Source organism: Thiohalobacter thiocyanaticus, from assembly GCF_002356355.1.
Lineage (GTDB): Bacteria > Pseudomonadota > Gammaproteobacteria > Thiohalobacterales > Thiohalobacteraceae > Thiohalobacter > Thiohalobacter thiocyanaticus_A.
Genome location: NZ_AP018052.1, coordinates 1,808,536 through 1,821,866, shown reverse-complemented (window position 1 = coordinate 1,821,866; position 13,331 = coordinate 1,808,536). Strand labels below are relative to the sequence as shown.

The window sequence follows — 13,331 nt, the reverse complement described above, 5'->3', positions numbered from 1 at the left end:
GAATGACTCCATTCCGTCAGCAGGGAACCAATCCACGCATGGCCGAGCCCGCCTCCCCCACCACCGACTGGCATGCCCGCGAGCCGCAGGCCGCCTTCGAACATTTCCGCTCTGACCCCGCCGGTCTGGACGCGCAGACGGCGCAGACACGACTGGAGGAATACGGCCGCAACGAGCTGCGCCCGCCCGAGAAGCAGAGCCGGGTGCAACGCTTTCTGCTGCAGTTCCACAATCTGCTGATCTATGTGCTGCTGGCGGCGGCCCTGGTCACCCTGCTGCTGCAGCACTGGGTGGACAGCGGCGTGATCCTGGGGGTGGTGCTCATCAACGCCCTGATCGGCCACATCCAGGAAGGCAAGGCGGAAAAGGCCCTGGATGCCATCCGGCGCATGCTGTCGCAGCAGGCCATGGTCAAACGCGGCAATGCCTTCATCACCCTGCCCGCCACCGAGGTCGTGCCCGGCGACATCATCAGCCTGCAGTCCGGCGACAAGGTCCCGGCCGATGTACGCCTGTTCAAGGTCAAGGATCTGCGCATCGACGAGGCGATCCTCACCGGCGAATCGGAGGCAGTGGAAAAGAACACCGGGGCGGTGGCGGAGACAGCGGTGCTGGGCGACCGCAGTTGCATGGCCTATTCCGGCACCCTGGTCACCTACGGCCACGGTCAGGGCCTGGTGGTCGCCACCGGCGAGCGGACCGAGATCGGCCGCATCAGCGGCATGCTGGGACAGGTCGAATCGCTGACCACGCCCCTGCTGCGGCAGATGGCGCAGTTCGCGCGCTGGCTGACCGGCGCCATCCTGGTGCTGGCCACGGCCACCTTCGTCTACGGCGTCGGCTTCCAGGCCTATTCCGCCGCCGACATGTTCCTGGCCGCGGTCGGCCTGGCCGTGGCCGCCATCCCGGAGGGCCTGCCGGCCATCATGACCATCACCCTGGCCATCGGCGTGCAGCGCATGGCCCGGCGCAATGCCATCATTCGCCGGCTGCCGGCGGTCGAGACCCTGGGCTCGGTCACGGTGATCTGCTCCGACAAGACCGGAACGCTCACCCACAACGAGATGATGGTCCAGGAGATCGTCTGCGACAACAAACGCTTCGAGGTCAGCGGCTCGGGTTACGACCCGCACGGCGGCTTCAGTCTGGACGAGGCGACGGTCGACCCCGACGCCGAGGCCGAGCTCAGGGAACTCATGCGGGCCGGCATCCTGTGCAACGACAGCAGCCTGACCCGGGACGAGCAGGGCTGGCACATTCACGGCGATCCCACCGAGGGCGCCCTGCTCACCCTCGGCCGCAAGGGCGGGCTGGATCCGGCGTATCAGCATGAACAGTGGCCGCGCACCGACGTGATCCCGTTTGAATCCATGCACAAGTTCATGGCGACCCTGCACCACGACCACGCCGGCCACGCCTTCATCTATCTCAAGGGCGCGCCGGAGCGGGTGCTGGAGATGTGCACCTGCCAGCGGGTCCGGGGTGAGGACATCCCGCTGGACCACGACGAGTGGGCCCGCCGCACGCACGCCATGGCCGCACGCGGCCAGCGGCTGCTGGCACTGGCATACCGCGGCGCCGCGCCCGAGCAGCGCGAGTTGCGCTTCGAGGACGTCGACGGCGGCCTCACCCTGCTCGGGGTGGTCGGCCTGATCGACCCACCGCGCGAGGACGCCATCCGCGCCATCCGGACCTGCCGCAGCGCGGGCATCAGGGTGAAGATGATCACCGGCGATCATGCCGTCACGGCGAAGAGCATCGGCGAACAGATGGGGATCGGCGACGACATCCAGGCGATCAGCGGCGCGGACCTGGACCAGTACGACGACGCCCAGCTGCAGCGGACAGCGATTGAAGCCAGCGTGTTCGCGCGCACCAGCCCGGAGCACAAGCTGCGCCTGGTCTCCACGCTGCAGGCCGACGGTGCGGTGGTGGCCATGACCGGCGACGGTGTGAACGACGCCCCGGCCCTGAAACGGGCCGACGTCGGTATCGCCATGGGCATGAAGGGCACCGAGGTCTCCAAGGAGGCCTCCGAGATGGTCCTGGCCGACGACAATTTCGCCTCCATCGCCCATGCCGTGGAGGAAGGCCGCACCGTCTACGACAACCTGAAGAAATCCATCCTGTTCATTCTGCCCACCAACGGCGGCCAGGCCCTGGCCATCATCGCCGCCATCCTGGGCGGCTACATGCTGCCGATCACGCCGGTACAGATCCTGTGGGTGAATATGGTCACGGCCGTGACGCTGGCCCTGGCCCTGGCCTTCGAGCCGGCGGAGAAGGACGTCATGCAGCGGCCGCCGCGGGATGCGCGCGAGCCGCTGCTCACAGGCTTTCTCATCTGGCGCATCCTGCTGGTGTCGGTGATCCTGGTCAGCGGCAGCTTCGGCCTGTTCATCCTGGAACGCAATGCCGGCGTGCCGATCGACACCGCCCGCACCATCGCGGTCAACACCCTGGTCAGCTTCGAGATCTTCTATCTGTTCTGCGCCCGCTATCTGCTGGCGCCCTCGCTCAACTGGGAGGGGCTGACCGGCAATCGCTATGTGCTGATCGCCGTGGGCGTGCTGATCCTGCTGCAACTGGCCTTCACCTATCTGCCCCCGATGCAGTACCTCTTCGGCACCGCCCCCATCGATCCGGGCACCTGGGGTCGGATCCTGCTCATTGCACTGAGCGTGGTGGTGATCGTGGAACTGGAGAAATGGATCATCCGCCGCTACCTGAGCCGCCGGCAGCGGCGCACGCCAGCAGCATGAGTCGGATACTGGCCTTCAATGCCGGCAGTTCCTCGCTGCGCAGCGCCCTGTACCGGATCGAGGCCGGAACCGCGCACTGCCTGTGGCAGGATCACCGGGAGCAGCCGCCCGAGCAGCTGGGGCAACAGCTGGACAGCCTGCTGGCGGCAATCCCCCTGCCGGTGGACGCCGCGGTCCACCGGGTGGTGCACGGCGGCCCGCAGCTGTGGCAGCCGGCCCGCATCTCGGCCCGGGTCGAACAGGCCATCGAACAGGCCGGCGAACTGGCGCCGCTGCACAATCCGCACGCCCTGGACCTGCTGCGCCGGGTGCGTGCGCAGCTCGAGCCGGAACTGCCGCACATCGCCTGCTTCGACACCGGCTTCTATCACGACCTGCCGGCCGTGGCCGCGACCTACCCGCTGCCGCATGGGATCAGCGCGGAGCAGGGGCTGCGCCGTTACGGCTTTCACGGACTCGCGCACCAGTCCATGCTGGCCGGACTGTCCGCCTGCCACAGCGCGGCATCCATGCCGCGACGGGTCATTTCGCTGCAGCTCGGCGGCGGCTGTTCCGTCACCGCTTCGCTGGACGGCCGGGCACTCGATACCTCCATGGGCTTCACCCCGCTGGAGGGCCTGATGATGCGCACACGCTGCGGCGATATCGACCCCGGTCTGCTGTTCCATCTCAAGCGCAGTCTGGGCCTGTCGGACGCCGGCCTGGAATCCCTGCTCAATCACGACAGCGGCCTGCTCGGCGTCTCGGGCCGCAGCGGCGACATGAAGACCCTGCTGCAGGCGGACGACGCCCCGTCGCGCCTGGCGGTGGATCTGTTCTGCTACCGCGCCCGCAAGTATGTCGCCGCCTACACCGCCGTGCTGAGCGGCGTGGATGCCATCATGTTCGGCGGCGGCGTGGGCGAGAACGCCGCGCCGGTGCGCACCGGCATCCTGGAAGGCCTGGAGTATCTGGGCATCCGGCTGGATCCGGACCTCAATTCAGCCGCACTGGGTGAACGCCGGCGCATCAGCGCCGACGACAGCCGGGTCGAAGCGTGGGTCATGCCCGTCGACGAGGAGGCGTTGATGGCGCGGCAGGCGGCGGAGTTGCTGGATCAGGGAATATGAGCCGCGAATGAACACAAATACACGAAGAAAACTCTGATTATTACCCTTTCCGTCATTCCCGCGCAGGCGGGCATGACGAATCAATCAGAGGTTCCTTGCATCAATGAAAGCAGCACGCAGGTCGGGTTAGCGTAGCGCAACCTGACAACCCGCAGCATGTTGGGTTACGCCCTGCGGGCTAACCCAACCTACAAGACTTGCATCCTGCAATCTGTCTCTTGCATCCCCGTCAATACGGCCACTCCCACTCCAGCACCTCGGGCAGGTCCTGGCCGTAACGCCGGATGTATTCCCGGTGCTCGATCAGCTTGTCGCGGATCACCTGCCTGGCATGGGCGGCCAGGTAACCCAGTCGCGGCACCCGGTCGATCACGTCACTGGCCAGATGGAACCGGTCGATGTCGTTGCGCACCGCCATGTCGAAGGGCGTGGTGGTGGTGCCCTCCTCCTTGTAGCCGCGCACGTGCAGGTTGGCGTGATTGGTGCGCCGGTAGGTCAGCCGGTGGATCAGCCAGGGATAGCCGTGATAGGCGAAGATGACCGGCTTGTCGGTGGTGAACAGGGTGTCGAATTCCCGGTCGTTCAGGCCGTGGGGATGCTCGGTGTGATGCTGCAGCGTCATCAGGTCCACCACGTTGATCACGCGGATCTTCAGGTCCGGCACCAGTTCGCGCAGATAGGCCACCGCCGCCAGGGTCTCCAGCGTGGGCACATCGCCGGCGCAGGCCATGACCACGTCCGGCTCCGCGCCCTGATCGTTGCTGGCCCACTGCCAGATACCCACGCCGGCGCTGCAGTGCTTGATGGCGGCGTCCATGTCCAGCCACTGCGGCTGTGGCTGTTTGCCGGCGACGATCACGTTGATGAAATTGCGTGAGCGCAGGCACGTGTCGGTGACATGGAGCAGCGTGTTGGCATCCGGCGGCAGGTACACGCGGATGACATCGGCCTTCTTGTTGACCACATGGTCGATGAAGCCCGGGTCCTGGTGCGAGAAACCGTTGTGGTCCTGGCGCCAGACATGGGAGGTGAGCAGATAATTCAGTGAGGCGATGGGGCGGCGCCAGGGGATCTCGCTGCCGGCAACCTTGAGCCACTTGGCGTGCTGGTTGAACATGGAATCGACAATGTGGATGAAGGCCTCGTAGCAGGAGAACAGACCGTGGCGGCCGGTGAGCAGATAGCCTTCCAGCCAGCCCTGGCAGGTATGCTCGCTCAGGATCTCCATCACCCGCCCGTCGGGCGCGAGATGCTCGTCCTCCGGCAGGCGCGGCTCCATCCAGGTGCGGGCGGTTTCCTCGAACAGGGCATCCAGCCGGTTGGAACTGGTCTCGTCGGGGCCGAAGACGCGGAAGTTGGCGCGCTTGCGGTTGGCGCGCATCACGTCCCGCAGCAGCTGTCCCATCACCCGGGTGGCCTCGGCCCGGGTCCGGCCGGGTTCCTCCACCATCACGGCATAATCCCGGTAATCCGGCAGGCTCAGGTCCCGCAGCAGGCTGCCGCCGTTGGCATGGGGGTTGGCCCCCATGCGCCGCTCGCCGGCCGGCGCCAGTGCGGCCAGTTCCGGCAGCAGTTCGCCCTGCTCCGTGAACAGTTCCCGCGGCCGGTAGCTCAGCATCCAGTCCTCGAGCAGCTGCAGGCGTTCCGGATGCCGGTCCAGACCGGTGATAGGCACCTGGTGGGCACGCCAGAAATCCTCGACCTTCCTGCCCTCGACCTCCTTCGGCCCGGTCCAGCCCTTGGGACTGCGCAGAATGATCAGAGGCCAGCGGGCACGCCCCCGCTCGCCACCATCGCGGGCCTGCTGGCGGATCTGCCGGATCCGCTCCACGGCCGCGTCCATGGCGGCGGCCATGGACTGATGCATCGGCTCCGGCTCGCAGCCCTCGACAAACAAAGGCTCGTAGCCATAGCCGGTGAACAGGCTGGCAAGCTCGTCGCGGCCCATGCGGGCGAACAGGCTGGGATTGGCGATCTTGTAGCCGTTCAGATGCAGAACCGGCAGTACGGCGCCGTCCCGTGCGGGATTGAGGAACTTGGTCGAATGCCAGGCCGCGGCCAGCGGGCCGGTCTCAGCCTCGCCGTCGCCCACCACGCAACAGGCGATAAGTTCGGGGTTGTCGAACACCGCACCGAAGGCATGCGCGAGCGAGTATCCCAACTCACCGCCCTCGTGGATCGAGCCGGGTATTTCGGGCGCGACATGACTGGGAATGCCGCCCGGAAAGGAGAACTGCCGGAACAACTTGCGCATACCGTCGGCATCGGGGGTGACATCGGGATAGAACTCGCTGTAGCTGCCCTCCAGCCAGGTGTTGGCCACCAGCGCCGGCCCGCCGTGGCCCGGGCCCGTGATGAAGATCATGTCCAGATCATCGCGCTGGATGACCCGGTTGCAGTGCAGATAGATGAAATTCAACCCGGGTGTCGTCCCCCAGTGGCCGAGCAGGCGCGGCTTGACGTCCTTCAGTTCCAGGCTGCGGGCCAGCAGGGGGTTGTCGAGCAGATAGATCTGGCCGACCGACAGATAATTCGCCGCCCGCCAGTAGGCATCCAGACGGCCCAGTTCCACGCCCCCCAGCGGGCGGGTTTCAATAGTTGCGTACGCGGGGATGGACATGTCGGCTCCTGTCAGGGCCCGTTGGCACTGCCGCGGGGATGGATGCGGCAGGACTACCAGAAAGATAACCGCTGTCCGGGTGATTGCAAGCGCCCCGCCGGACGCTCGCGGGCGCTATCCAGTCCGGCCCGGGACAGGTACACTGGCCACGCAGTATTGGAATCACGAGGGGATGAAACATCCATGACAGGGCTTGCTGCCGCCATGAAATATCCGGGTACTCTCATCATACTGCTCGCTGGACTGCTGCTGTACCAGGCACCGGCGGGTGCCGCCGAGGCCGAACTCCGGAACGAGCAGGATCCGCGCGAACTGGTAATCCGCGTATCCAACAGGATGGTCGATGCCCTGCGCGAGCAGCGCGAGGCCATTCGCCAGGACGACGCCATCGCCTATCGGCTGGCCGACCAGATCGTGGTGCCCCATATCGATTTCGAGCGCATCGCACGCTGGGTGCTGGGCAAGCACTGGCGCAGCGCCAGCGAAGCGCAGCGGGCGGCCTTCATGGAAGGTTTCAGGCAGCACCTGATGCGCACCTATGTCAGTTCCATGATCACCTATACCGACGAGATTCTCGCGCACGCCGACGAGGTCAGCTACCCTCCCCTGCGCAATCCGAACGGCAGCGATCAGGTGACGGTACGCAGTCGCATTTCCCTGCCCAAGGGAGGCACTGCCCAGGTCGACTACACCATGGTCAAAACCGCAGCGAGCTGGAAAATCGCGGACCTGGCCATCGACGGCATCAGCCTGGCACTCACCTATCGCAAGGAATTTTCGGCCCAAATCAGCCGCAACGGGCTGGATGCCCTGATCGCGGATCTGAAGCAATAGACAGGGAGAGGACACACATGCCCGCTCACCCCGCCATACTTATCTGGGAAGGCAAGGAGACAATTCGGGAAACGCTGGGATTGATCGACCAGCGGACCCCGCTGGAACTGCAGTTGCCGCCCGATACGCACTTCGCCCTGTGCAGTCACCTGGCACCCGCGGGAAGCCGGGCGGAATCGCTTGACCTGGACGGCGGCCACGAACTGGTGGAGCGGGCTGCACAAGTCGGCGTCCTGGCGGCGCTCGCCGAACTCATCGAGCCGTTGCGAGAGGCCGACGCCACGGTGCATATCGTCAGCCCGAGCCCTGCGATTCAGATCGATTTTCCCGAGGACTGAACAGACGGCTGCCGGCCGCAGCTGTGCGGCGGAACCAGAACGGGCAAGAAAGGGAAAGTGGTAGCGGGGGCAGGATTTGAACCTGCGACCTTCGGGTTATGAGCCCGACGAGCTGCCAGACTGCTCCACCCCGCAACAGAGACAACGCATTCTAATGACAAGGCCGATGCTTTGCAAGCCCGCCGCAGATTATCGCCGCCTGCGCCTGGCCTTTTCCAGATGCGCCTTCAGGTCATAGCGGTAGATGAAACCCGGCAGCGCGAACACCATGAACAGGCACAGGGTCACCACGTAGAATTCCCAGTCCTGGACGTGGATACCCCCGGTGCTCTTCTGTTCCAGTCCCAGGGCGATGCCCCCGGCAACAAAATACAGCACCAGCCACTCCATTAAACAGAACCAGGCCGGCTTGGTCTGGGGTCCTGCGGGCAGCAGGAAGAATCGGCGTTCTGTCAGCCAGGGGAGATTTGCCGCCAGGAAGGCGACCAGGATGAGCAGCCAGGAGAAATGAATATCAGACATGCGGGTTCCGGCAGGCTATTTGCGCTGTGGGAGATTGTACCGGAAACCGGCGGCCCGCGGCAGACCCTGTCAGCCCGCCATTGCGGCCATGCAGGCACCCATCAGAGCACCGGGAAACAACCCCAGCAGGAGTATGGCCAGACCATTGACGCTGATGGCCACATGCATGTCGGTCCCGTATTGCAGCGGCTGGGTATCCACCGGCTCATCGAAATACATCAGCTTGACCACCCGCAGGTAGTAGAAGGCACCGATGATGGAGAAGAACACCGCGGCCAACGCCAGCCACAGCAGGTCGACACCAACCACCGCCTGAATCACGGCCAGCTTGGCGTAGAAACCCACGGTCGGCGGCACACCCGCCATGGAGAACATCACCAGCAGCATCAGAAAGGCATGCCAGGGGCTGCGGGTATTCAGGCCCTTGAAGTCCTCCAGGGCGTCGGCCTCGAAACCGCTGCGGCTGAGCAGGATGATCATCCCGAAGGCCGCCGCTGCCATGATGGCGTAGGTGATGGCGTAGAACAGCGCCGAGGCATAGCCCTCCACCGTACCGGAGAGAATGCCCAGCAGCAGAAAGCCCACATGCGAGATGGTCGAATAGGCCAGCATGCGTTTGAGATTGGCCTGGGCGATGGCAATGATATTGCCCACGGCCAGGGACAGCACCGCCAGGATGGCCAGCATCCCGCTCCAGTCGGCCTGCACCCCGCCCAGGGACTCGGCCAGCAGGCGCATCGCCATGGCGAAGGCGGCGATCTTGGGTGCACTGCCGATAAAGAGAGTCACACAGGTTGGCGCTCCATGGTAGACATCCGGAATCCACATATGGAACGGCACGGCTCCCAGCTTGAAGGCCAGACCCAGGACGACGAACGACAGGGCGAAGATCAGCGCCAGATCCAGTTCCGCCATGGCACGGATATTGGAGGCCACCTCGGCGATGTTCAGACTGCCGGTGATGCCATAGAGCAGCGACATGCCGTAAAGCAGCATGCCGGAGGCCAGCGCGCCGAGAACGAAATACTTCATCGCCGCCTCGGAGGCGACGCCGGAATCGCGGTGCAGGGCCACCATGGCATAGAGTGACAGCGAGAGCAGTTCCAGGCCCAGATACAGAGTCAGATAACTGTGGGCGGAAATCATGATCATCATGCCCAGTACGCCGAACAGGCCGAGTACGTAATACTCGCCCTTGAACAGGTCGCGTTGGCGCAGATAATCCTTGGAATAAAGGAATACCGCGAATACCACGATCATCACAAAGGCCTTGGCCAGCGACGCCATCGGATCAGCCACGTAGGTGCCGAACATGGCCGTACGCGATTCGCCGTCCGCCAGCGCAATCACCAGCGCCAGGGCGCCGAACAGGGTCAGCTGCGACAGGCCATAGGTGATAACCCGGTTGCGCTCATGGATGAACAGGTCCAGCACCAGCACGATGCAGGCCATGCTGAGCACGAAAATCTCCGGCAGCAGCAGTTGAAAATCCATTGGTTCTATTGGCATACCCTGTTCCAGTCAGAATGGCCGCATGACATCGGCATCATCGTTACACAATATACTTTGCGTGCTTGTTCGCGTTTGCGGTTGAAGCGTTTATTACAGCTTCGACACCATCACATGCGCCAGCAGGTTCTCCAGCGTGGCATGCATCAAATCCACCAGCGGCGCCGGCCACAGGCCCAACAGGAGCACGGCCGCGGCCAGCACCCCGAGGATGAAAAATTCACGCCGGTTCACGTCCTGCAGCTCGGCGACCCGCTTGTTACCCACCTCGCCGAACACCACCCGCTTGACCAGCCACAGACTGTAGGCCGCGCCCAGGATCAGGGTGGTGGCCGCCAGGAAGGCGTACCAGAAATTCGCCTTGAAGCTCGCCAGGATCACCATGAACTCCCCGATGAAGCCGGAGGTGCCCGGCAGACCGGAGTTGGCCATGGCGAACAGCACCATGAAACCGCCGAAGATCGGCATGGTATTCACCACCCCGCCGTAGTCGGCAATCTCGCGCGAGTGCATACGGTCATAGAGCACGCCCACGCACAGAAACAGCGCCCCGGAAATAAAGCCGTGCGATACCATCTGCACCATGCCGCCTTCCAGTCCCAGCAACGCGCCCTGTACCGTGCCGGTGTTCTCGAGAATGCCAAAGATCAGGAAGAAGCCCAGGGTGGCGAAGCCCATGTGGGCGATGGAGGAATAGGCGATTAGCTTCTTCATGTCCTGCTGCACGATGGCGACAAAGCCGATATAGACCACCGCGATCAGCGACAGACCGATGATGAGCCAGTCCAGTTGCTGGCTGGCATCAGGCGTGATCGGCAGACTGAAGCGCAGGAAACCGTAGCCGCCGATCTTGAGCATGATGGCCGCCAGGATCACCGAACCGCCGGTGGGCGCCTCGACGTGCGCATCCGGCAGCCAGGTATGCACCGGCCACATCGGCACCTTGACCGCGAAGGCCAGCAGAAAGGCGATGAAGATCAGGATCTGCTCGGTTATACCCAGCGGCAGCAGGTGGAAATCCAGAATACCGAAGCTGCCGGACTGGATGTACATGTAGATCAGGGCGACCAGCATGAATACCGAGCCGAAGAAGGTATAGAGGAAGAACTTGATGGTGGCATAGACCCGGCGCGGCCCGCCCCAGATACCGATAATGAGGAACATCGGGATCAGCATGCCTTCCCAGAACACATAGAACAGCACCGCATCGAGAGCCGCGAACACACCGATCATCAGGCCTTCCATGATCAGGAAGGCGGCCATGTACTGGGCCACGCGCTTCTGGATGACCTCCCAGCCGGCCAGCACCACCAGTACGGTGGTGAAGGTGGTGAGGATGATCAGGGGGACCGAGATCCCGTCCACGCCCAGGTGATAATTGACGTTGAAGGCCGGGATCCAGGGCCTGAGCTCTTCGAACTGCATCGCCGCCGTACCGGTCTCGAAACCGGTGAACAGGGGGATGCTGAGCAGGAAGGTCAGCAGTGATGCGACCAGCGCCAGGCTCCGCGCACCCCAGGGTTCCCGGTCGCCGGCCGCGAGCACGGCAATGCCGCCCAGGATGGGCACCCAGATCAACAGGCTCAGTAATGGCAGTTCTGACAACATTCAGGTTTCCTTGATTCTTCTTCTGCCGGCGGCCGGCACTCAGCGCATGAATACCGTCCAGCTGATCAGGGCCAGCAGGCCCAGGATCATGGCGAAGGCATAGTGGTACAGGTAACCGGTCTGCACATGGCGCGTGAAGGCGGCAACCCAGCCCACCACGCGGGCACTGCCGTTGACGATCAGGCCGTCGATGATGATGCGGTCACCCAGGTGCCACAGGGCATGGCCGATGCCGCGTGTCCCGCCCGCGAACACGGTCTGGTTGAAATCGTCGGCATAGTATTTGTTGACCAGCAGCCGGTGGAGCCAGGAAAAATTGCGCTGCGCGCGGTCGGCGAGCCCGGGATTGATCATATAGATGTACCAGGCCGTCAGCACCCCGGCCAGCGCCAGGTAGAAGGCCGGATTGGCGAACGCATGCAGCGCGAAAGCGACGGTGCCGTGGAAATGTTCGCCCAGTTGCGCGAGGCCATCATGCGCGGGCGCCACATGGATCACCCCGTCGAAATAGCTCCCGAACAGAATCGGTTCCATCCAGTAGCCGGCAAAGATGGAGGGAATAGCCAGCAGCACCAGCGGCAGGGTCACCACCCAGGGTGTCTCGTGCAGGTGCTCGCGGGTATGCGAGTCCATCCGTGGCTTGCCGTGAAACACCAGGAAATACATGCGGAAGCTGTACAGGGCGGTGACGAATACCCCGGCCAGCACGGCAACATAGGCAAAATCAGAGCCGGGGATCTGGGACAGGTGAACCGCCTCGATGATGCTGTCCTTGGAAAAATAGCCCGAGAAGAACGGCGTGCCGATCAGCGCCAGCGAACCGATCAGCGAGGTCAGCCAGGTAATGGGCATGTACTTGCGCAGCCCCCCCATATTGCGCATGTCCTGGTCGTGGTGCATGGCGATGATGACCGACCCCGCCCCCAGGAACAGCAGCGCCTTGAAGAAGGCGTGGGTCATGAGATGGAAGATGCCGGCGGCATAGGCCGAGGCGCCGAGCGCGACCGTCATGTAGCCGAGCTGCGACAGGGTGGAATAGGCCACCACCCGCTTGATGTCGTTCTGCACCAGGCCCAGAAAGCCCATGAACAGAGCGGTAATGGCGCCGATCACCAGCACGAAGCTCAATGCCGCCTCGGACAGTTCGAACAGGGGCGACATGCGCGCCACCATGAAGATGCCGGCCGTGACCATGGTGGCGGCATGGATCAGGGCCGAAATGGGTGTCGGGCCTTCCATGGAATCGGGCAGCCACACGTGCAGCGGCACCTGGGCCGACTTGCCCATGGCACCGATGAACAGCAGGATGCAGATCACCGACATCAGTGACCAGGCATGGCCGTCGAAGATCTCGATATTGACGTCGGCCAGCGCCGGCGCAGCGGCGAATACATCCCAGTAGTCCAGACTGTTGAAATACATCAGGATGGCGGCGATACCCAGCAGGAAACCGAAATCGCCCACGCGGTTTACCAGGAACGCCTTGAGGTTGGCGAAGATGGCGCTCGGCCGGTTCGACCAGAAGCCGATCAGCAGATAGGAGACCAGCCCGACCGCCTCCCAGCCGAAGAACAGCTGCAGGAAATTGTTGGACATCACCAGCATCAGCATGGCGAAGGTGAACAGGGCGATATAGCTGAAGAAACGCTGGTAGCTGTTGCGCCCCGCCAGGCTTTCCCTGGGCCAGTTGTGGGCGTCGTCGGCCATGTAGCCGATGGTGTAGATGTGCACCATCAGCGAGACGAAGGTGACGACATTGATCATCAGCACGGTCAGGTTGTCGACCAGAAAGCCGATCTCGAAGCGGATGCCGTCGGAAACCATCCAGGTATAGACGCTGTCGTTGAAGGCAGCGGCACCGTCGATGACATGATGCTTGAGCACGACCAGCGACAGCAGGAAGGCGATGCCCACACCGCCGATGGTCACACTGTGGGCGCCGGCACGGCCCAACCGGCCGCCGAACAGCCCGGCCAGGATGGCCCCGATGAGCGGTGCGAGCGGTATGGCGAGATAAACGAGTTCCATG

The 13,331-nt window shown here is 63.8% G+C and carries 9 protein-coding genes and 1 tRNA gene; 4 read left to right on the top strand and 6 right to left on the bottom strand.

Annotation, left to right across the window (positions count from 1 at the left end; all coding sequences use genetic code 11):
* Positions 1–38 precede the first annotated feature (38 nt).
* Together CFK21_RS08415 and CFK21_RS08410 are read left to right on the top strand one after the other, a co-directional pair.
* On the top strand, positions 39–2,762 hold the full coding sequence (locus tag CFK21_RS08415) for a cation-transporting P-type ATPase (protein WP_096366238.1): 2,724 nt from the start codon (positions 39–41) through the stop codon (positions 2,760–2,762).
* Positions 2,759–3,871, top strand: a complete 1,113-nt coding sequence (locus CFK21_RS08410; RefSeq protein WP_157745539.1) for an acetate/propionate family kinase — start codon at positions 2,759–2,761, stop codon at positions 3,869–3,871. The genes CFK21_RS08415 and CFK21_RS08410 overlap by 4 nt, the downstream gene beginning before the upstream one ends.
* A gap of 229 nt (positions 3,872–4,100) precedes the next feature.
* Here the strand turns inward: CFK21_RS08410 and CFK21_RS08405 are convergent, their stop codons facing one another.
* Positions 4,101–6,491: a phosphoketolase family protein gene (locus CFK21_RS08405; protein ID WP_096366236.1), complete on the bottom strand. Its 2,391-nt coding sequence runs from the start codon at positions 6,489–6,491 to the stop codon at positions 4,101–4,103.
* 183 nt (positions 6,492–6,674) lie between these two features.
* On the opposite strand from CFK21_RS08405, the gene CFK21_RS08400 reads away from it, so the two are divergent.
* Both CFK21_RS08400 and CFK21_RS08395 read left to right on the top strand, forming a co-directional pair.
* Entirely contained in the window at positions 6,675–7,325 is a 651-nt protein-coding gene (locus CFK21_RS08400) for an MlaC/ttg2D family ABC transporter substrate-binding protein (protein ID WP_157745536.1), read from the top strand.
* A 17-nt stretch (positions 7,326–7,342) separates the two neighbouring features.
* Positions 7,343–7,663, top strand: a complete 321-nt coding sequence (locus tag CFK21_RS08395; RefSeq protein ID WP_096366234.1) for a hypothetical protein — start codon at positions 7,343–7,345, stop codon at positions 7,661–7,663.
* A gap of 58 nt (positions 7,664–7,721) precedes the next feature.
* On the opposite strand, the gene CFK21_RS08390 is transcribed toward CFK21_RS08395, so the two are convergent.
* The 5 genes from CFK21_RS08390 to nuoL form a co-directional block, all read right to left on the bottom strand.
* A tRNA-Met gene (locus CFK21_RS08390) sits at positions 7,722–7,798 on the bottom strand.
* A 54-nt stretch (positions 7,799–7,852) separates the two neighbouring features.
* Entirely contained in the window at positions 7,853–8,185 is a 333-nt protein-coding gene (locus CFK21_RS08385; RefSeq protein ID WP_096366233.1) for a DUF2818 family protein, read from the bottom strand.
* A 69-nt stretch (positions 8,186–8,254) separates the two neighbouring features.
* The gene (gene nuoN / locus CFK21_RS08380) at positions 8,255–9,694 is read right to left on the bottom strand and encodes an NADH-quinone oxidoreductase subunit NuoN (RefSeq protein ID WP_096366232.1); all 1,440 of its coding nucleotides are present in this window, start codon (positions 9,692–9,694) and stop codon (positions 8,255–8,257) included.
* 93 nt (positions 9,695–9,787) lie between these two features.
* Positions 9,788–11,302 carry an NADH-quinone oxidoreductase subunit M gene (locus tag CFK21_RS08375; protein ID WP_096366231.1) on the bottom strand — a complete coding sequence of 505 codons (1,515 nt, stop codon included), beginning with the start codon at positions 11,300–11,302 and terminating at the stop codon, positions 9,788–9,790.
* A 39-nt stretch (positions 11,303–11,341) separates the two neighbouring features.
* Positions 11,342–13,330 (bottom strand): NADH-quinone oxidoreductase subunit L, encoded by a 1,989-nt coding sequence (nuoL, locus tag CFK21_RS08370; RefSeq protein ID WP_096366230.1) that lies wholly within the window; start codon positions 13,328–13,330, stop codon positions 11,342–11,344.
* Between the last annotated feature and the right edge of the window lies 1 nt (position 13,331).